The organism is Pandoraea fibrosis (genome assembly GCF_000807775.2).
GTDB lineage: Bacteria > Pseudomonadota > Gammaproteobacteria > Burkholderiales > Burkholderiaceae > Pandoraea > Pandoraea fibrosis.
In genome coordinates this window covers 3,506,822-3,526,365 of record NZ_CP047385.1, presented here as the reverse complement: position 1 = coordinate 3,526,365, position 19,544 = coordinate 3,506,822, and the positions used below count along the sequence as shown (strand labels likewise).

Annotated in this window: 13 protein-coding genes; 9 read left to right on the top strand and 4 right to left on the bottom strand. The window is 62.9% G+C overall.

The features are described 5' to 3' along the window. Nucleotides 1-254: 254 nt before the first annotated feature. On the bottom strand, nucleotides 255-1,163 hold the full coding sequence (locus tag PI93_RS15515) for a LysR family transcriptional regulator (RefSeq protein ID WP_039365653.1): 909 nt from the start codon (nucleotides 1,161-1,163) through the stop codon (nucleotides 255-257). Nucleotides 1,164-1,331: 168 nt separating this feature from the next. On the opposite strand from PI93_RS15515, the gene PI93_RS15510 reads away from it, so the two are divergent. From PI93_RS15510 to PI93_RS15470, 9 genes are all read left to right on the top strand, one after another. Continuing rightward, the gene (locus PI93_RS15510) at nucleotides 1,332-3,053 is read left to right on the top strand and encodes an FAD-dependent monooxygenase (RefSeq protein ID WP_052240351.1); all 1,722 of its coding nucleotides are present in this window, start codon (nucleotides 1,332-1,334) and stop codon (nucleotides 3,051-3,053) included. A 132-nt stretch (nucleotides 3,054-3,185) separates the two neighbouring features. Next, entirely contained in the window at nucleotides 3,186-4,568 is a 1,383-nt protein-coding gene (locus PI93_RS15505) for an MFS transporter (protein ID WP_080758982.1), read from the top strand. A 59-nt stretch (nucleotides 4,569-4,627) separates the two neighbouring features. Next, on the top strand, nucleotides 4,628-5,491 hold the full coding sequence (locus PI93_RS15500; protein ID WP_039365655.1) for a fumarylacetoacetate hydrolase family protein: 864 nt from the start codon (nucleotides 4,628-4,630) through the stop codon (nucleotides 5,489-5,491). A gap of 66 nt (nucleotides 5,492-5,557) precedes the next feature. Beyond that, a complete protein-coding gene (locus tag PI93_RS15495) occupies nucleotides 5,558-6,547 on the top strand; it encodes a VOC family protein (RefSeq protein WP_039365657.1) in 990 nt (329 codons plus the stop codon). Nucleotides 6,548-6,598: 51 nt separating this feature from the next. Beyond that, nucleotides 6,599-7,759 carry a porin gene (locus tag PI93_RS15490; RefSeq protein ID WP_039365658.1) on the top strand — a complete coding sequence of 387 codons (1,161 nt, stop codon included), beginning with the start codon at nucleotides 6,599-6,601 and terminating at the stop codon, nucleotides 7,757-7,759. A 108-nt stretch (nucleotides 7,760-7,867) separates the two neighbouring features. Beyond that, entirely contained in the window at nucleotides 7,868-9,238 is a 1,371-nt protein-coding gene (locus tag PI93_RS15485) for an APC family permease (RefSeq protein WP_039365660.1), read from the top strand. Between the two features lie 280 nt (nucleotides 9,239-9,518). Continuing rightward, nucleotides 9,519-10,016, top strand: coding sequence for a sigma-70 family RNA polymerase sigma factor (locus PI93_RS15480; RefSeq protein ID WP_039365662.1), 498 nt, complete (start codon nucleotides 9,519-9,521; stop codon nucleotides 10,014-10,016). A gap of 81 nt (nucleotides 10,017-10,097) precedes the next feature. After that, complete coding sequence (locus tag PI93_RS15475) at nucleotides 10,098-11,156, top strand: FecR family protein (RefSeq protein WP_039365664.1); 1,059 nt, start codon at nucleotides 10,098-10,100, stop codon at nucleotides 11,154-11,156. A 145-nt stretch (nucleotides 11,157-11,301) separates the two neighbouring features. After that, complete coding sequence (locus PI93_RS15470; protein WP_052240352.1) at nucleotides 11,302-13,755, top strand: TonB-dependent receptor; 2,454 nt, start codon at nucleotides 11,302-11,304, stop codon at nucleotides 13,753-13,755. A 70-nt stretch (nucleotides 13,756-13,825) separates the two neighbouring features. On the opposite strand, the gene PI93_RS15465 is transcribed toward PI93_RS15470, so the two are convergent. The 3 genes from PI93_RS15465 to PI93_RS15455 are packed head-to-tail and all read right to left on the bottom strand — an operon-like array spanning nucleotide 13,826 to nucleotide 19,360. Then, the gene (locus tag PI93_RS15465) at nucleotides 13,826-16,867 is read right to left on the bottom strand and encodes an efflux RND transporter permease subunit (protein ID WP_039365665.1); all 3,042 of its coding nucleotides are present in this window, start codon (nucleotides 16,865-16,867) and stop codon (nucleotides 13,826-13,828) included. Beyond that, nucleotides 16,867-17,979 carry an efflux RND transporter periplasmic adaptor subunit gene (locus tag PI93_RS15460; protein WP_144400496.1) on the bottom strand — a complete coding sequence of 371 codons (1,113 nt, stop codon included), beginning with the start codon at nucleotides 17,977-17,979 and terminating at the stop codon, nucleotides 16,867-16,869. The genes PI93_RS15465 and PI93_RS15460 overlap by 1 nt, the downstream gene beginning before the upstream one ends. Then, nucleotides 17,966-19,360: a TolC family protein gene (locus PI93_RS15455; RefSeq protein ID WP_236105547.1), complete on the bottom strand. Its 1,395-nt coding sequence runs from the start codon at nucleotides 19,358-19,360 to the stop codon at nucleotides 17,966-17,968. Before PI93_RS15455 ends, PI93_RS15460 begins: the two co-directional genes overlap by 14 nt. Nucleotides 19,361-19,544: the final 184 nt, after the last annotated feature.

Here is a 19,544-nt window from a genome sequence, read left to right as displayed (position 1 = left end):
TTCTAGACCGATCAATCTCCCGGGGCGAGCATTCTTTTAACGTGCTCGCCTGCCATATTTCAGACTAGTAAGTGTCATAGGGTCGGCGGATCGAAAACGACGTCATGTCCCCGAGCCGCGCGAGGGGCGAATTGTAACGCAGACCGAACGGGGCGCGCTTGGGAACCATGGGGTGGGAATGGGCGTGGTGATACGTTTATTTCGCCGTCATCGGCGAATGCTCCGAATGTTGCGCACTCGGCACCGTGCATTGTTCAACGCAATGCTTCCGCGACTAGCTTGCGGAACCAGCGGTGCGCGGCGTCGTTGTGAAATCGGGGATGCCAGAATTGCCTGACCGTGAGGTCCGGCAGTGCGATGGGCAGGTCAAACGCGTCGACATGCGCCATCTTGCCGAACAGATCCGCGAGTTCGTTCGGGATCACCGCAATGAAGTCCGAATTGGCGACCAGACTCGGCACCGCGAGCAGATACGGTACCTCCACGCCGACATTCAGGCGCGTGCCACGCTTGCGCAACTCCTTGGCGAGTAGCTCGTTCGTCATCGCCAGCGTTGCCGCGACCACGTGGCGCGTACTCATGAACGTCTCGGCATCCATGCGGGCTGCCCTTCCCCCTCGCCCTCTCTTGCTTGCCGACGCCCGCCGGATTCCCACCAGCGAGCGCGTGAAGAGTCGTTGCTGATGCAGATGCTCACCCATCCGGTCGAGATAGCCGATCGCCAGATCCAGTTCTCCATCCTGTAAGGCCACACCGAGTTCGGCCGCTGGCACCTGAATGGGCCGCAACGTCGCCATCGGGGCATGTTCGGCCAGCGCCGCGAGCAATCGTGGCAGCAGTACGATCATGCCCATATCGCTCAAACACACCGAGAACGTGCGACGGGTGTCCGCCGGTTCGAATGCACGCGCATCGAGCACGTCCTGTCGGATCAATGCCAGTGCCCGGGCGACACCGTCCGCCACACGCTCTCCGGTCGGAGTCGGCGCCATGACAGCACCCGCCCGCACGAACAGATCGTCGCCGAATCGAGTGCGCAGCCGGCCAAGCGCGTGGCTCACCGCCGGTTGCGTCAGCCCCAGACGCTGGGCAGCCCGAGACACGCTGCGCTCTGCCATCAACGCTTCGACGACGTAGAGAAAATTCAGATCGGGGTATTCCATGCGTGTCTCCTCATGGCGTCTGCGCGCCGTTGCGTTGCGAATGTGATATGCATTGAATTCATAATCTCTATGATTTCCATTTTATAGATTTATACATCGCAGCCGCGTACCTTTGCATCAACACGTCGCGACAGACGTGAAAAAGGCAAGTATCAGGAGACGACGGTGATGGATTGCGATGTATTGATCGTGGGCGCTGGCCCGGTGGGCTTATTTCTGGCGACGTCGCTCGCACAACAGGGACTGCGGGTCGAAGTCTTCGACGCCAAGTCCGGCACCAGCAAACACCCTGCGGCCAACGCCAACAGCGCACGCACGATGGAGCACTTCCGTCGTATCGGCGTATCCGCGCATATTCGTCAGTTGGGCCTGCCGCCGGACCAGTCCCCTGACGTGGCCTACTTCACGACGATCTCGGGACACGAACTGGCTCGGCTTTCGCAGCCGGCATCGCGTGACGCCGTCGCCTACGCCAAGGCGCACAGCTTCACATGGCCAACCCCCGAGCCACCGCACCGCTGTTCACAGCTCTATATCGAACCCGTGTTGCTTGACGCCGCACGTCGCCAATCGACCTGCAACGTGCACTTCGACGCAACGGTCACCGACCTCGTGCAAGACGCGGATGGAGTCAGCGCTGTCATCACGCTATCGGAAACGCCGGATCGCCCGGCGCAGGTGCGCCGCGTGCGAGCGCGCTACGCCGTGGGTTGCGACGGCCCACGCAGCTTTGTACGGCGATCGCTGGGCCTTCGCTATGGCGGCGTCGCCAGCGAGAAGCGTGCCTTCATGGGGGGGCAGATGGACGCCGTGTACTTCTACGCGCCCACGCTGGTGGAGGCGAGCGGCAAGGCGCCGGCATGGCAGTACTGGACCTTCGGTCCCACGCAACGGGCCTTGATCGTCGCGGTGGACGGCCGGGGTCACTTCATCATGAACGTACAACGCCACGACGACGAAACGCCGTCGGACGACGTCGTGCGTTCCCGCATCGCTCAGGCGCTGGGCGCCGATATTCCGTTCGAGGTGAAGAGCGCCTCGGCATGGACGGCCGGACACGCCCTGGTCGCGGAGCGGCTCGTCGTCGGGCGCGTGTTTCTCTGTGGTGACGCCGCGCACCTGTTCACACCGACCGGCGGGCTCGGGTACAACACCGGCATCGACGACGCGGCCAATCTTGCATGGAAGCTCGTCGCGCTTGTGCGGGGCAACGCCGGCGAAGCGCTCGCCCAGAGCTACGACGCCGAACGCCGCCCGGCCGGAGAACGCAATACGGCCTTCGCGCGCAATTTTGCCGACAGCATCGGCTACGTCGCCCTGCCCCGCGAAGCCTACGAGCCAGGCCCGGACGGCGATGCGGCAAGGCACGCGGTCGGCGAATACCTCGCGTTTCATGCGCGACATGAGTTTGTGATTCCCGGTGTCCATTTGGGTACTCGCTATGAATCGTCGCCGCTGCTGGTCGCGGAACCCGGTAGCCCACCTGCCGACAACGCCAATCTCTACGTGCCGTGTGCGCGCCCGGGACATCGTGCGCCTCATGCGTGGCTTGCCGACGGCAGTTCGCTGTACGACGCGATGGGGCAACAGTTCACCTTGCTCTGCGTTGACGCGCAGACCCCGGAGGCAAGCGCAGTGCAAACGGCCCGCGACGTGCTCGGGGACGTGGTGGTCGTTATGCCGACGCTTGCCGACGTTGCACGACTCAGGCGTCTTTATGAGCGCAGCTACGTACTGATTCGCCCGGACCTTCACGTGGCGTGGCGTGGCGACACCCTCGACGACGCGTTCGTGATGGCAGCACGTCGGTGTCTGGCGCTCGATGCGTTCGAGGCCCGAGCCGCCACGCCATCCGCGAATCCGATGCCTGATCCGATCCTGAATTCATGACCTGCCTACGCTAGCCCACTTCACTTCCGTTCATTGCCTTTTATCGGCGGCATGCCGGCCACGCGCTTTGACAACAGACGCTGGCAGTCGCAGACCGGTGGCGTTATCGCCGGATATCCTCAGGAGACAACGATGTACGTAGATTCCACGTCGCGAACGGCTTCGGCCGGCGATACCGTCTTGCGCCGCGAGACGCGCGAGCCCATGACGGCACTGCAACGGCTCACGCTATTTCTCTGCTTCCTGGTCGTCGCTGCCGATGGCTTCGATGTGGCCAGCGTCGGCTACGTTGCACCGTTGCTCAAACATCAATGGTCGTTGAGCCCTGCCCAATTGGGTCCGGTCTTCGGCGCGGGCCTGTTCGGGCTGACCGTCGGCAGCTTCCTCTTCGGCCCGCTCGCCGACCGAATCGGGCGCAAGCGCGTCATTCTGATTTCGATGTTTCTGTTCGCTATCGGCAGCCTCGCGTGCGCGTGGTCGCCGTCGGTGGGCTGGTTGGTCTTTCTGCGGTTTCTGACCGGCGCGGGGTTGGGCGGCGCCATGCCCAATGCCATCACGCTGTCCTCCGAGTACAGCCCGGCACATAACCGTGCATGGCTCGTTACACTCATGTTCTGCGGCTTCACGCTTGGACTTGCGTGCGGCGGCTATGTGGCGGCATGGCTGATTCCGCACTTCGGCTGGCAAGGCGTCTTCGTCTTTGGCGGGTTGGCGCCGCTCGTCCTGCTACCGATCGTGGCCTGGCAGTTGCCCGAGTCGCTGCGCTTCATGGTGGGTAAGCCCGCGTTCGCGCGACAGATGCAGCGCACGCTAGTTCGGCTGGGCGAGCGCGGCGCGGCGTCTTTCGAGGCGGAAGCCAGCGCGCCGCGGACGTCGGCCGAAGTTCTGGGCGGTGCCGCAAAAGCGGTCGAGCGTCCGGTCGCGACGCTCTTCAACGCTCACTACCGCACCGGCACCCTGCTGCTGTGGCTCGCGTTCTTCTGCACGCTCTGGGTGTACTACCAGATCAGCAGTTGGTTGCCGACGGTACTCACCGAAAGCGGTATCGGCGTGGCCCATGCCGCCCAGGTGGGCGCGATGCTTCCCATCGGCGGCACGCTCGGCTCATTGCTCAATGCCCGTCTGATGGACCGATTCAATCCATTTGTCGTGCTGGCGTTCTCTTACGCGGTCGCGGCCGTCTCCATTGCCCTTATCGGCATGTCGCTGCATTCCGCCACGCTCGTTTTCATCACGGTGTTCTTTGCCGGCTTCGGCCTGTCGGGGGCGCAGACCGGCGCCAACGTGCTCGTTGCAGGGTTCTACACCACCGGGGCGCGTGCGACTGGCGTGAGCTGGGCGCTCGGCATCGGACGCGTCGGATCGATCATCGGTTCGATGACGGGTGGCGTGCTGCTCGCCGCGATGTCGTCGGTTCAGGTGTCGTTCCTTGTGTTCGCCTTGCCAGCCGTAATCGCCGGCATGGCGATGATCGCCAACGGTGTGCGCTATCGCCGCCAGCAAGCGTCCATGTAACGACGCCGCCGCACACAATCGCCAACCCACAGTTTCCCCTTCCCTATCTGGAGCCCACCATGCGTTTTGTCAGCTTTGAACTCGACGGCAAGTCCTGTCTCGGTGTGCGTGATGCCGAGCGTATCCGCGTGCTCGGCGAATTTGCCCTCGAAGACCTGTTGGCCGACGGCGTCGATCTCCTCGCATTTGCGCAGGCGAATACGTCGACCCATTACGTTGGCGCCGACGTGATTCGATATCTGCCGCCGTTGCAACGCCCCCCGAAAATCCTTTGTGTGGGACTGAACTATCGCGATCACTCGGCCGAGAGCCAGTATGCACAACCCGACTACCCTACCCTCTTCACACGCGTGAACACGAGCCTCGTTGCGCACGACGCGCCGATTGTGCGGCCGGACGTTGCCGATAGCGAAGGCGTCGACTACGAGGGCGAGCTGGCGGTGGTCATCGGTCGCGGCGGCCGCCATATTCGCCACGAAGACGCCTTGCATCATGTGGCGGGCTACTCGGTGTTCAACGACGGGTCGATTCGCGAATACCAATTCAAGACCCCTCAGTGGACCATGGGCAAGAACTTCGATGCCACGGGCGCCTTCGGCCCGGACCTGGTCACGGCCGACGAACTGCCGGCAGGCGCGCGCGGCTTGCGGTTACAGACACGACTCAATGGCGAAGTCGTGCAGTCGGCCAGCACCGAAGACATGGTGTTCGATGTCGCCACGCTCATCGAGGTCATCAGTCAGGCCATCACCCTTGAACCGGGCGACGTGATTGTCGCAGGCACGCCGTCCGGCATTGGCTGGGCACGCACGCCGAAGCTGCTCATGCGCGAAGGCGATGTGTGTGAAGTGGAGATCGAGCGTGTAGGCCTGTTGCGCAACGCCATTGCCAACGAAGCGACGCTGCGCAAGTCGCGCGTCTGATCGCCACTTGATGCCGGTGCCCGTGTTTCTCGTGGGGCGCCGGCAGACCTTTGCCCGGAGGACGTCATGACTGCATCGCCATCGCCCGGCGCGCCGTACGCCGTGCATTCCATCGATCACTTCGCGCTCAATGTGCCGTCCCTGGCACAAGCGCAGCACTTCTTTACGACGTTTGGCCTGGACGTGCGCGACGCGATCGCCCCCGAACGGGGACTCGACCTTTACGCGACGGATGGACATCGCTGGGCTCGCTTGCTTCCGGCGGCTGGAAAATCGCTCGCGTATCTGCAATTCCACTGCTTTGCGGAGGATTTCGATGCGCTGCGCGCGCAGGTCGCGCAAGCCGGTGCGACACCCACCGACAGGCCGTCGTCACTGGCGGCGGCCACCGGGCGGGTGCGCGACGACGGCTTCTGGTTCCTTGACCCCGACGGCTGCCTGATCGGCGTGCGCGTTGGCGAGAAGACGTCGCCGGACGCGAAGCCGTCTTTCGTGCTGAATTCGAGTGCGAACGGTGCGCGAGGCACACATTGCCGGCATGACGTGGCGCAAGTGCGCCCACGGCGCTTGTCGCATGTGCTGCTCTTTACGCCCGATGTGTTGCGTGCCCTTGCGTTCTATCGCGACGCGCTCGGATTGCGCCTGTCGGACCGTTCGCAGGACCTCATCGCCTTCACGCACGCCCCCCATGGCTGCGACCACCATCTCGTAGCCTTCGCAAAGAGCCATGCGCGTGGCTGGCATCACTGCTCATGGGACGTGGCAAGTCTGGACGAAGTCGGCAATGGCGCCGCGCAGATGGCTGCAGCCGGCTATCGGCACGGCTGGGGCACGGGCCGACACGTACTCGGCTCGAACTATTTTCACTACGTTCAGGACCCGTGGGGATCGTTCAGCGAGTACTCGGCCGACATCGACTACGTCGGCAAAGGCCAGACATGGCCCGCCGGCGACTTCGACCCCGAAGACTCGCTGTACCTCTGGGGGCCCGACGTCCCCGAAGACTTCATTCGCAATACCGACACCCCCGACACCCCCGATACCGCCGCTGCCTGAGCGCGGTGGCACAACAGACCAGACACACTGGCATCGACTGAGGAGACAGCAATGAAGGTAACAACGGTACGCCTCGCCGGCGTAACGGCGACGGCACTCGCCTGTCTGAGCATGAACCCGGCATTCGGGCAGACCAATATCCAGCTTTACGGCGTGCTCGATACGGGCATCGAGTTCGTGACGCACGCCGGGCCGACCGGCGAGAACCTGTGGCGCGTTCCCGGCATTACAGGAACGATGCCGTCGCGTTGGGGCATACGCGGCAACGAGGATATCGGCGGCGGATTGCATGCGGTCTTCACGCTCGAGAACGGGTTCAATGTGCGCGCGGGCGACGTCAATCAGGGCGGACGATTGTTCGGACGCCAGTCGTGGGTGGGCTTGCAGAACGACTGGGGGACACTGAGTTTCGGGCGCCAGTACTCCATGACTTTCTGGGCGCTCTCCGACGCCGACATACTCGGGCCGGATATTTACGGCGGGCTCGGTTCGTTCGACGCGTACATCCCGAATGCCCGCAGCGACAACACGGTGGCGTATAAGGGGACGTGGCGCGGCTTGACGTTCGGCGCGACGTGGTCGTTTGGTCGCGACAGCGCCGGAACGGGCAACTCGCCGGGGCAAGGCACCTGTGCGGGCAATGGCACCGGCGCGAACGGGTCGCCGGCATGCCGCCAGTGGTCGGCCATGCTGCGCTACGATACGGCCGCTTTCGGGGTGGCCGCCGCCTACGATCAACAGCGAGGTGGTCCGGGCGCGGCGGCGAACTTCTTCGACGGCGTTGCCCCGGTCGCGATTGCCGGTAGCGGCGCGACGGACTCACGCATCCAGTTGAACGGCTATGTCAAAGGGGGCGACTGGAAAGTCGGTGCCGGATGGCTCGGACGCCGCGTGAGCACGGACGCAGCGGGACTGCCCGGCGTCAACTCGGACATGTTCTATCTGACGGCGTCATATACGTGGGCGCCGCAGTATGTGATCGACGGTGGCGTGTATCGCATCGTCAATGCCCAACACGACGCCCGCGGAACGATCGCCGCGCTGCGTGGCACATGGCTGCTCTCCCGACGCTCGGCCGTCTACCTGCAAACCGGGTATCTGTTCAATAGCGCGCGTGCGGCCTACACCTTGAGCCAGGGCGGCGCCGGTGCTTCGCCGAATGCAGGGGTCAACCAGTTGGGCGTGATGGCCGGGGTGCGCCACACGTTTTGATACCGGACGGTGCGAGTTTTCGATTTGGCCGGCCCGAAAATTACTGCTTGAATCCCGCGCCGTGACGGAGTAAAAGTCGATCCATCGACGCCAACCGTGAGTCGCGCCATGGATCAACCCGCCAAGCTCAATGCCGATTCGCTGGGTATCGTCGAGTCGGTCATCATGGGCATCGCCGGCACGGCGCCGGCTTACAGCGTCGAGATCACCACGTCCACCATTATCGGCACGGCCGGTACGCTATCGCCGGCGAGTATTCTGGTGTGCGGACTCATCATGTTTGGCATTGCCTATGCCTTCATCAACATGAACCGCGCTCTGGCAAGCGCCGGCACCTCCTATTCGTGGGTCAGCATGGTGTTCGGACGCTCACTGGGCTTTTTCGCTGGCTGGGCGCTTTTGGTGCTGTGTTGCGTATTCATGGTGTCGGCCATGATTCCGGCGGCCAATGCCACCCTGCTCATCTTTAATCGTCCTCTGATGAATAACGTGCACTACGTGACCTTGATCGCGGCCGCATGGCTCACGATCGTCAGTGCGGTGGTCGTCAAGGGGATCAAGCTCACCAGCTATGTGCAGGTCCTGATGACGATTGTCGAGGGCGTTATCCTGCTCGCGATCATCGTCGCGAGCTTCTTTGTCTTTCCTCATGCGGCGCAGCACCCGTTCTCGTGGGACTGGTTCTGGCCCTTCGCCTTCACGCCAAAGCTGTTCGCGAACGGTGCGTTGGTGGCGATCTTCTTCTTTTACGGCTGGGATGTGACGCTGAACCTCAGCGAGGAGACGCGGGATTCGAACCGCACCCCTGGTCGGGCCGCCTTCTGGTCGATGGTGTTCCTGATGGTGTTTTTCCTTGTCTTCATCGTCATCACGCTACTCGGTCTGTCCGATGCCGAGATCCAGCACTACAACACAAACATCATTTTCGCCATTGCGGAAAAGCTGTTCGGGCCGACCTGGGGCTACGTCGCGATCATCGCGGTATTGCTGAGCACTGTAGGAACGGTCGAGACGCAAATGCTTCAGTTCACACGGACGCTTTTTGCCAAGAGCCGCGACGGCGCCCTGCACGAGCGCTATGCACGTCTGCATCCCCGGTGGCGAACGCCGCACATTGCGATTTTCTTTATCTGGATCGCCGGCCTCGCGCTGTTACTGATGTCGTCGTACCTGCCGACCATCAACGTCATCCTGCAAGATTCGATTACCGCGATCGGCTTCCAGATCTGCTTCTACCTCGGACTGACCGGGCTTGCCTGCGGCTGGTACTACCGCAAAACACTGACGCAGGGACCATGGCTTGCCGTGACCCATGTGCTATGGCCAGCGGCAAGCGGGGTTTTCCTCTTCTTCATCGCGCTATACAGCATCCCGACGTTTGATTGGGTCACCAATGTCGTCGGGATGGGCGGCATCGTCATCGGTGCGATCCCGCTGCTCCTGAATCGCAGACGAATCTGGGCCGTCCGGGCGGGATAGCGAGCCAGCGCGATCAGAAGTCCACAGCCGCCGACGCGCACAGCGTGGGCAGCGCACGATCCCGCAACGATGCCCGAGGATCGCGCGAGACGAGATCGGGCTATTGACGAAGATTCAATATGAAATGATAATCACTCGCATTTGTCGGTGGTGATGACTACCGCACGACACCCGGGTCGTTGTCCTTTTTCGCTGTTCGCCACGTGCCAGTCCACCTCCTCTCAAGTCGTTGTACCTATGCCCGGATCGGCTCGCTTGAGTGTTGGGTTGTGGTCGGCTGATGTCCACCTCTACGCGTTCCCGAGGCCTGTTCGCCTATTACGACGAACTGCTTCGCACATGGACCGGCAAACTCAGCAATCGGCATCAGGCGGAGGACATTGCTCAGGACTCCCTGCTACGAGTGCTGGAGATGGAAATCCAACCCGAGCAGCCTCGCGCTTATCTCCACCAGACAGCAAGAAACATTGCGATCGACGCGTATCGCCGCGACGGTGCCAGAGAGCAAACCGAACTTGATGCGCTGGCGAATCATGAGGCCACCACGGGGAATCCCGAGGACGAGGTTCACGCCGTGCAACTCGCATTGGCCGTAGAGCGCGCATTAGCCGAGCTTCCGCTGAAATGCCGTCAGGTGTTTGTCTGGCAGCGTATTGACGGATACAGCCAGCAGGAAATCGCAGCACGCCTCGACATATCGAAAAACATGGTCGAGAAGTATATGATTCGGGCGATGAAACACTTGCGTGAGCGCCTGGGCGCGCTGGCTCCCCAATAATGCTCACTGCCACGCCTCTTCTTCGCCGACAGTCCAATCAAATGCGCGCCGCCCTCTTCATGCCCCTTTCCGCCCGACCTGATGCACGACGCCGCTGAACGAATTCGTCACGAAGCCGCGCAGTGGTTCGCCAGGACATGCGGTGCAGAACTCACGCCAACAGAAGCCGACGCGCGAGATGCGTGGCTTGCGGCCGACCCGCTGCACCGGGCCGAATATGCGGCCTTGCAACGGGTCTGGCAGGCGGCAGCGGCGGTTCCGGTCGATCGCATGCGGCAGCTAACGGCATCGACGGAAGCACAAGCGACGGTTGGCATGCAATCGCACGACCCCGGGCCGCGCCGGTCACCCAAGGGGTTGGCGAGCGCCTTGACGCTGGTACTGGGCGTGGCGATCGGCGCGGTACTTCTGCGCACGCCTGCCCTGGCCCCCGGCGACACGATTCAGGCGAGTCATCCGTCAGCACCTGCAGACAGCGACGGCGCACAAGCATTCTCAACCCGGGCGGGAGAGCGACGCACTGTCACGCTGGCAGACGGCACATCGGTCGAACTCAGCACCCGGACGGTGATCCGCGTTCACTATCGCCCCGAACGACGTGACGTCACGCTCGTCGAGGGCGAAGCGATGTTTTCCGTGACGCACAATCCGTCGCGGCCCTTCGTTGTCGATGCGGGAAATGGGCAGATCACCGTGACCGGTACGCGCTTCGATGTCCGTCGGGCGTCGTCCGGGGTGGTCGTTGCCGTTGAGTCCGGGTCGGTGAAAGTCGATGGCCGGGCGGCGCAGTCGCCACGCGTCCCCCAAACGCCGACGGTGACGCTGACAAGCGGGCTAGGCACGACGATCCGCTCCGATGGCTCGCTTGCGCCCGCGCAATCCGTCGATCTGGCGAGTTCGCTTGCGTGGCGTGAGGGCAAGCTGGTCTTCCAGAATGCGACGCTCGCAGACGTGGTTGCCGAGGTGTCGCGATACCGTGAGTCGCCCGTCACTGTCGCGGACAACCCCACTGGGCAATTGCGCGTGAGCAGCGTGTTCAGCGCAGACAACACCGATGCGTTGCTCGCCGCCCTGCCGCAATTCCTCCCCGTCACGGTCCGGTTTCTGCCAGATGGCAGCGTAAGAATTTCTTCGAAATGATTCAGGTTTTTGGTCTTCGTTACGTCTTCTGATAGTTCGCCTCGCAAGTTGACCCGCGAACTCATCACAATTCGACACGAGACCAACCGCTGTGAAAGGTACTACACACGCCCGCAGTTCCCGATCGCGCCGTCCGCACACGGCGATGTCGCTTCTCTTTCTCGCCGCCGTGGCTACGCTCAGCGCCGCGCCCGAGTCCGCCCACGCACAAGCGCCCGGCCAGGGGGCGAGTGCAGCCGACGGCATGATCGACGTCAACCTCGCATCGCAGCCGCTCGCCAACGCCCTCGTAACGTTCGGCCGTCAAGCCAACCTGCAATTGTTCTTCTCGCCGGATCTGGTACAAGGCAAGACCGCTCCAGCATTGCGCGGCATCATGTCGGCCGATGCGGCGCTCGCCGCCTTGCTTCAGGGCAGTGGCATCACGTACCGCCGCAGCGGAAATCAGGGCTACGTGCTTGTCGGTACCGGTGCGTCCAAAGCCGAGGCCCCTGCCCCCGCTCAAAGCAGCCCGCTTGCGTTGGCCCCTGTTGAAGTCAGCGCCTCGCGCACCACCAGTGACCTTGTGCGTCCGACGCGTCAGGCCACGGTCATCGAACGCGCGGAACTCGACGAACTCAAGACCGGCGCCGACAGCCTCGCGAGCGTGCTGGCCAAAGTGGTTCCGGGCATGGCCGATTCCAGCCATACGATCACCGACTTCGGTCAGACGTTGCGTGGCCGCGGCATGCTGGTGCTGCTCGATGGCGTGCCGTTGAACACAAACCGCGACTCGGCACGCAATCTCGCGAACGTCGATCCGGCACTAATCGAGCGAGTGGAAGTCCTGCGGGGAAGTAGCTCCATTTACGGCGGTGGCGCCACCGGCGGGATCGTCTCCATTACGACGCGTCCCGCAGGCGGCGAGCCGAAAACCGATACCACGATCTCACTTGGCACGCCGTTGTCGCGTCTGCGTGCCGATGGACTCAGTGCGGATATCCAGCAGCATTTCTCCGGAAGCACCGGCATGCTGGACTATGCGTTCGACGTCGGCGGACGCCGCATCGGCAACACCTACGATGCCCGCGGCCAACGCATTGCGCCGGAACCCAGTCAGGGCGACCTGTTTTCGTCGAACAACTACAACGTTGGCGGCAAGCTCGGACTTCGCTTTGCACCCGACCAGCGCGTGCAGCTTTCGGTGAGTCATATCAACGCGTCTCAGGACACGAGCTACGCGTCGGACCCTTCCGTTGCCCGCCTACCTGCCGGGAGCGTGCCGGCGCGCGGTATTGGCGGTCTGCAGCTCGACGAACAGAATCAGATTCGCAACACGCTCGTCAATCTCGAGTATGAACATCGAGACCTGCTGGGCAGTCAATTGTCTGCCCAGTTCTACTACCGCGATTACTTCACGCGCTTCACGCCGTTCGATGCGCGTGCCGTGGCAACGCGCGGCGCCAACGTCGACCAGACCATGCAGGACTCCACCGTCTTCGGCAGCCGTCTGACGATCAAGACGCCTATCGGCACCGACAAGCGCACACGGGTCATCTGGGGGATGGACTTCGAGCAGGAAAAGAGCGACATGCCGCTCGACATCTTCGACCCGAAGTTGTACGACGCCAGCGGCGGACGCGTTTTCCGCAAGATCGGCGAAGCGACCTATCTACCGCCGCTCACCACACGCAGCCTCGGTGGCTTTGCGCAGTTGCAGCACAAGTTCAACGAACATTGGTCGACGGAAGGCGGGCTGCGCTATCAATACGCGACTGCCAGCTTCAATGACTTCGTGCCGCTATCACAATCGAAAGTGGCGAACCCGGTCGGTGTGAAGGGCGGCACGGTCAATTACACCGCGCTGCTCGGCAATATCGGCGTGACGTACTCGCCCGTCAAAGGGCATGAGTTCTACGCGGCCTTCAGTCAGGGTTTCAACTTGCCCGACATCGGCGTGCAGGTTCGTAATGCCCGTCCCGGATTCGATATCAACTCGTCCGACCTTCGACCGGTCAAAACAAACAACTACGAGTTGGGTTGGCGCGGCGTTTTCGGCAATACGCTCACGTCACTGGCGGTCTTCTACACCACTTCGGACCTCGGGGACGTTCAGAGCTTCAACAACGGCCTGATTCTGACGCGCACGGCTGAGAAAATCATCGGCGTGGAAGGGACGGCCGACTATTTGTCGGAGGACGAACGCTGGGGCTTGGGCGGCACGTTCACGTGGATGCAGGGGCGCGAGACGCCACAGGGCGCCAATGCGCAGGACATGAGCGGCTACCGCATTCCACCGCTCAAGCTCACGGGCTACGTCCAGTTCAAGCCAACGCCGAAGTGGAGCAACCGCCTGCAGGTCACCTACTTCTCGGGGCGCGACTATCGCCTGAACGGCGCGAACAGCTTTGGCCGGATGGACACGACGAGCTACACGACCGTCGATGTCATGAGCCGGTACGAAATCACCAGGAACGACACGGCGACCGTGGGCATCCAGAACCTGTTCAATCGGTACTACTACCCGCTCTACAGCCAACTCCTGCGCAACAGCAACAACACAAGCCACCTGCCCGCGCCGGGGATTACGCTCACGGCGACTTATCAGCATCGGTGGTAAGCGCTGCGCCGCGTTTGCGCCGAGGGACTCAGCAAGTTGACCTCGCATGATTCCCTCGGGGCGGCCCGGGCTACTTCGTCCTGAGCACGGCCTTGAGCACAGCAGGCAGTGCCAGCAGCACAAGTGGCATCTGCACAATGAGCCCGGCAATAATGGCGATCGCCAGCGGTTGCTGCATGGCGGAACCTTGCCCGATGGCAAACGCCAGCGGCAGCAGTGCGAGAATGGCCGCCAATGTTGTCATGGCGATGGGACGCAGGCGGTTTTGCCCCGCCACGACCAATGCGTCTTCGAGCGGCATGCCCTCGCGAATCAGACTCTGAAGCTCCGAGACGTAGAAGATCGCCACTTCGGTCACGATCCCGATGATCATCGTCATGCCCATCATGGCGGTGATGTTCAACTCGATGCCGGTTGCCCACAGTCCGATGAATACCGCGCCGGCGGCGAGCATCGGCATCGCCAGCACCGCCGCAGCCACCCGGAAGCGCTCGTACAGGAATAACAGCAGCGCAAAGACGAGCGCCACGGCCGCCGCAAACACCACCATCAGGCCGTGAAATGCGATCTGTTGCTGCTCATAGAGTCCTCCGAGCGCGTAGTACGTCCCTTTGGGCAGCAGGTGACGCGTGTCCAGCATCTGCCTCACATCGCCAATGACGGACCCGAGATCGCGCCCGCTGATACGCGCGGTGACGGCGACCATCGGCTTCAGATTGTCGCGGCTGATCTCCGGCTGTCCCGTGACGGGAGCGATTTTCGCCACCCTGTCGAGCGGGAACAGGTGGGTGTCGGGGGCGCGCAAGAGCAGATGCGCAAGCCCCGTGTCAGTCAACGACTGCGCCCCTTCCAACTGCACGCGAATACCCACATTCTTGACGCCCGCCTGATAGCTCGACGCCACGTTTCCGGCCAGCAGATCGGCCACTTGCTGAGCGACGAACTGAGGATCGACCCCCTGCGCCGCTGCCGCATCCGGTTGAATCTGGATGTCGAGCGCATCGCCGGCCGGATTGATGCCGTCGTTGACGTCGACGACCCCGGGGACGTGGGCAAGCGTGCCGGCGACACTGCGCGCCGTGGCTTCCAACACGCTCTGATCGTCGCCGTAGATCTTGATTTGCACGGGTTGCGGCACGGCCGTCAGATCACCGATCAAATCCTCCATCAACTGCGCAAACTCGACGCTTACGCCCGGCACTTTGGCTTCCACTTGCGCACGGATATCGTTCATCACGGTATCGATGGGCTGCCGGTCGCCGGACTTCAGACGCACGAAGAAGTCGCCCCGATTCGGCTCGCCCAGTCCGCCACCCAGGCCGGTGCCGGTGCGCCGCGAATAAGTCTGCACGTTGGGATTGGCCTGCACGATCTGCTCGATCTGACGCACGAGGCGATCGCTTTCCGTGACCGATGTACCGGGGGCGGTGTGGTAATCCAGGACAAAGCCGCCCTCGTCCATGCTCGGCATGAAGCCACTGCCGACACGCGTGAACGCAAAGGCCGCCACGATCAGCAACGGAACGATCCCGAGCAGCATTCGCGAAGGGCGCGCGGTCAGCGCCTTGACCAGGCGGGTATATCGCGCGTCCACCCACGTCGCGACCTTTCCGCCCGCTTCCGCATGGGCGTCCTTTGCCGTCAGCCAACGGTCGCATAGCAGCGGAATGGCGAGCCATGTGACGCAGAACGAGACGAAGAGCGCGCTGGCCATGGTGATCGACAGCGCCTTGAAGAACGCCCCCGTGACCCCGGTAAGAAACGCCAGCGGGACGAAGATGATGAGCGTTGCCGCCGACGACCCGGCGAGCGGACGCGTGAATTCCAGAGCGGCGGCCATGATCCTTCCGTGGAATCTCTCCGCCCCGTGTTCGTGCATGCGCCGCACGATATGCTCGATCATCACGATGGCGTCGTCGATGATCAGGCCTACGGCCGCCGCCATACCGCCCAGGGTCATGATGTTGAGCCCCATGCCGAACACGTGCAATACAAGTAGCGTGGCGGCCATGACGACAGGGACTTGCGCCACGGCAATTGCCGTGATCTTCCAGTTACGCAGGAAAAGCAGCAACGTGAACGCCGCCAGCACCACGCCGATCAGCATGGCATCGCGAACGCTTGCCGCCGAGGCAATGACCAGCTCGCTCTGGTCGTACCAGTTCGAGAGCTTCACGTCGGCCGGCAACTGCGCCTGGAAGGCAGCGAGCTTCGCGCGCACGTCGCGGGCGATGGCAACGCTGTTCGCGCCGGGCTGCTGATAGAGGTTGAGCAACACGGCGTCGCGGCCGTTCGCCGTGACACGCAGCCATTGTGGAACGGTGCCCTGTGAGACTTGTGCGACGTCCGAGAGATGTACCGGCCCCGCCGGCGTGTTCGCTACGACAACGTTGGCGAGCGTCTGCGGTGAGGTCACCGAGGCGCGTGCAATGGCGAGATACAGCTTGTCGTGATCTTCGAGCCGGCCGCTGGCCAGCAACACGTTGCTGGCTGCGACGGCTTTGACCACGTCACCGATCGCCAGCTTGTATGGCGTCAGTCGAAGCGGATCGATGGTGACTTCGAGTTCGTCATGTGCACCACCGACCGTGTCCACCCGGGCAACACCGCCGACCGCAGACAGCAACGGCCGCAGTTGGTACTGGGCGAGGTTATAGAGTTCGGATGGTGAACGCGTCGCGCTCGTCAGGCTGTACGCGATGATCGGGAACACCGTGGGGTCCATGCGGCGAACCTGCGTTGAGGTCCCGGCGGGTAACGACGGCAGCGTTTCGGCAATGGCCGACTGGATCTGTAGCGTTGCCAGTGCCATGTCGGTGCCCCAGTCGAAATTCACGGCGATTTCGGCACTCCCGCGGCTGGTTCTGGATTCCACGCCCCGCACGTTCGGTGCGCGATGCAGTGCCTCTTCGACCGGCATCGTCACCAGTGCGGCCATCTGCTCGGCGGGACGATCACCGGCGTCGAGCGAGACGACAACGCGAGGAAAAGCGACATCCGGAAACAAGGAAATCGGAAGCTGTGTCGACATCAGCGCGCCGGCGATGGCAATCATCGAGATGACGAACAGCAACGAGCGCCGGTGCGCCTGCATCCACTGGACGAAACTCATCAGTTGCCTCCCGCAATGGTCACCGTCATGCCTTCGGTCAGTTCGTAGTTCCCTGCGACGACCACCGGTGCGCCTTTGAGCAGTTCGCCGTCGACACCGTACTTGTCGCCCGCATCAACCCTGGGCCGGACGGCGATGCGGTGGGCGCGGTGCAAGCCGTCGACCTGATACAGATACGCGCCATCCTTGTCACGCAGTACCGCGCTTCTGGGGACGACCCAGTGCTGTGCGGGCTGCGTCTGAATCGAAGCCGAGACACGGGTGCCGGGGATCAGCGTCGGGCTTTCAGGAACGATGGCCGTCACAACCACGGCCTGCGTAATCGGGTCGATGGCGGCGCCAATCGTGGCGACTTTGCCGGAAACCGTCTGCCCGGACAGATTCGCCGCGATGGCGCGCACTTCCACGACGTCTCCCGGGCGGATGCTGCCGGCCAGCGACGGCTCGACGCTGAGCACGACGTTTGGCACCTGCGCACGCTGCACGTCGCGCGCCAGCACACCAAGCGCAGTACCGGCCGGCACCTGATCGCCCTGCCCCGCATTCAGTTGCACGACGACACCGTCGAGCGGCGCGCGCAGGGTTTGCGTGCCGTTCGTTGCCCCCACGCGTTGCTGGACCGCTTCGGCCTGCGTTGCATCGTCGAGCGTCTTTTGGGCGGCATCGAGTTGGGATTGCGTGGCAAGATGCGCGTCGTATAGCGCTTTCGTGTGCGTGAGGTCGCGACGCGCCGCGGCGAGTGCCGTGCTCGCCTGATCGCGCGCCAGCGTCGCCGTTGCGTCGGCGACCACATCCATCAACGGCGTTCCCTTGGCCACGCGTTGACCGGGGGCAATGCGCAAGGTCGCAACACGCACCGTGTAGGGCAACGTGATGGACTGAACCGCCGCACCGGAGGCCGAGACGGCGCCGTAGGCGCTTACCGGTTGCGCGATGACCGCCTGGCGTACCGGTAGCGTGCTCACGGAAACCGTTGAGGTCTGTGCCGACGCGCTGCCACTCAGGCCCGCGAGCAAACATGTCAATCCCAACACGACCGCCTGGCCGAGAGACAATACACCGGGCACGGCCTTTGCCCAGCAGTTTGTAGTGGCGCGTTTATTCGTGGTCATGATTCGATTCCTTGGACGTGGCGTTCGCGGGCAACATGGCGAGTCCGGCCAGCGTTTCGATGGTGATGTCCTGCTCTTCGACCGCCTCGTGCAACGACAAGGCCTCAACGGATTTCGCCAGCCATGCCAGGCGGCTGTCGGTATAGGCACCCAGTGTCAGATTGCGGCTGCGGTATTGACGTGTCGCCTCATCGCTCGCTTGCGAGAGCCTGGGCAGCGCCGTCTCGACCCCGAGCAGTTGTGCCTGCGAAATGGCGCGGTCGGCGCGTAGCCGTGAGATGTCGGCGTAGGCTTGGTCCAGTCGGATTTGATACTCGTCGCGCAAGCGCTTGCGCGTTGCCGATTCAATCGCCACGTTGCCCTGATTGCGATTGAAGATCGGTAGACTCAGATTGATCTGGAAGCCCGATGTGTAGACATTCGAGGTGTCGCGCTGTCTGACGAAGCCCACCGACAAGCTCGGGAATTGCTTGAGAATGGCCTGTCTGTACTGGCCATCCTGCGCGGCGTAACCCGCTGCGAGCGCCTGCAAGTCGGCGCGTCGCTGCGGGAGATGAGTGACGGCATCGTCCAGCAGCGAATCCGACGGCGCGCTCGTGGGTTCGCCGCCGATCAGCGTCAGTTCGGTTTGCGGCGCCAGCCCCAGCAACGCATTCAGGTCGGCGTGTGCCTGAAGATCGGCATGCTGCAAGTCGGTGTATTGCTTGTGTGCGTCTTGTGCCGCCGTCAACGCGGCACTCACGCTGTCCGACGTCAGGTTCCCCTCGTCCACCGCCTTCCGATATGTCTCATAGCGCTCCTGCGCGAGGTCGTTTGCGTCACGCGCCAGCGGCAGCAAGGCGTCCTGCGTGCGTACCTTGGCAAAGAGTCGGCGTGCCTGAGCAATCGTCTGCTGTTCCTGCCACAGCAATCCGAGATCCAGTTTCTGAACGTTGTGCTCCGCCGTGGCCTTCGCGCCGGGGATCGCGGCGATGGCCATCAGATCCATGCTGATGCCGTAGTTGAAGGCACGCGTTGCATCGCTCGGCCCCGGACTGACGTAGTCGCTCGAAATCCCGACCTGTGGATCGGGAAGCAGACCTGCCGCAAACGACTGCGCGTGGGCGATACCCAGGTCGTCGCGAGCAAGCTTCAGGTCAGGGTTGTTCGACACGGCCAGCATGGCGATCTCGATGCTGTCCAATCCGTCCGACGGGTCGAAATGATGCGCCGCCAGCGCCGGAAATCGCATGGCAGCGGCGTCGATATCGATGCGGCTGACGTTCGTTGGTGCATGGGGCTGTGTCGGCAGCGGCGCCTCGTGATACATCGTGCAGCCACTGAGCAGCGCAACGCCGACTGCGGTCAGTCCAGCAGTGAGATGGCATGTGATGGGGTGCAATCCGGGCCTCCAACGGCAAATAGTGATGACGTTGGGGCGATTCTAGAAAGCGCAGCCTTAAGAACTGCTTAAGCCAAAACAATGCTATCGACGGGCAATCGGTTGCCGTGCGCGGATAGAGGCATCCGCACCGGATAAGCAACGCTTAAGAAAGGAGATGGCAGAATAGCCCTTTATCCGCGCG

Excerpts from the sequence above, each read along its gene's own strand:
- PI93_RS15515 (WP_039365653.1), bottom strand. The coding sequence starts at position 1,163 with ATGGAATACCCCGATCTGAATTTTCTCTACGTCGTCGAAGCGTTGATG.
- PI93_RS15510 (WP_052240351.1), top strand. The coding sequence starts at position 1,332 with ATGGATTGCGATGTATTGATCGTGGGCGCTGGCCCGGTGGGCTTATTT.
- PI93_RS15505 (WP_080758982.1), top strand. The coding sequence starts at position 3,186 with ATGTACGTAGATTCCACGTCGCGAACGGCTTCGGCCGGCGATACCGTC.
- PI93_RS15500 (WP_039365655.1), top strand. The coding sequence starts at position 4,628 with ATGCGTTTTGTCAGCTTTGAACTCGACGGCAAGTCCTGTCTCGGTGTG.
- PI93_RS15495 (WP_039365657.1), top strand. The coding sequence starts at position 5,558 with ATGACTGCATCGCCATCGCCCGGCGCGCCGTACGCCGTGCATTCCATC.
- PI93_RS15490 (WP_039365658.1), top strand. The coding sequence starts at position 6,599 with ATGAAGGTAACAACGGTACGCCTCGCCGGCGTAACGGCGACGGCACTC.
- PI93_RS15485 (WP_039365660.1), top strand. The coding sequence starts at position 7,868 with ATGGATCAACCCGCCAAGCTCAATGCCGATTCGCTGGGTATCGTCGAG.
- PI93_RS15480 (WP_039365662.1), top strand. The coding sequence starts at position 9,519 with ATGTCCACCTCTACGCGTTCCCGAGGCCTGTTCGCCTATTACGACGAA.
- PI93_RS15475 (WP_039365664.1), top strand. The coding sequence starts at position 10,098 with ATGCACGACGCCGCTGAACGAATTCGTCACGAAGCCGCGCAGTGGTTC.
- PI93_RS15470 (WP_052240352.1), top strand. The coding sequence starts at position 11,302 with ATGTCGCTTCTCTTTCTCGCCGCCGTGGCTACGCTCAGCGCCGCGCCC.
- PI93_RS15465 (WP_039365665.1), bottom strand. The coding sequence starts at position 16,867 with ATGAGTTTCGTCCAGTGGATGCAGGCGCACCGGCGCTCGTTGCTGTTC.
- PI93_RS15460 (WP_144400496.1), bottom strand. The coding sequence starts at position 17,979 with ATGACCACGAATAAACGCGCCACTACAAACTGCTGGGCAAAGGCCGTG.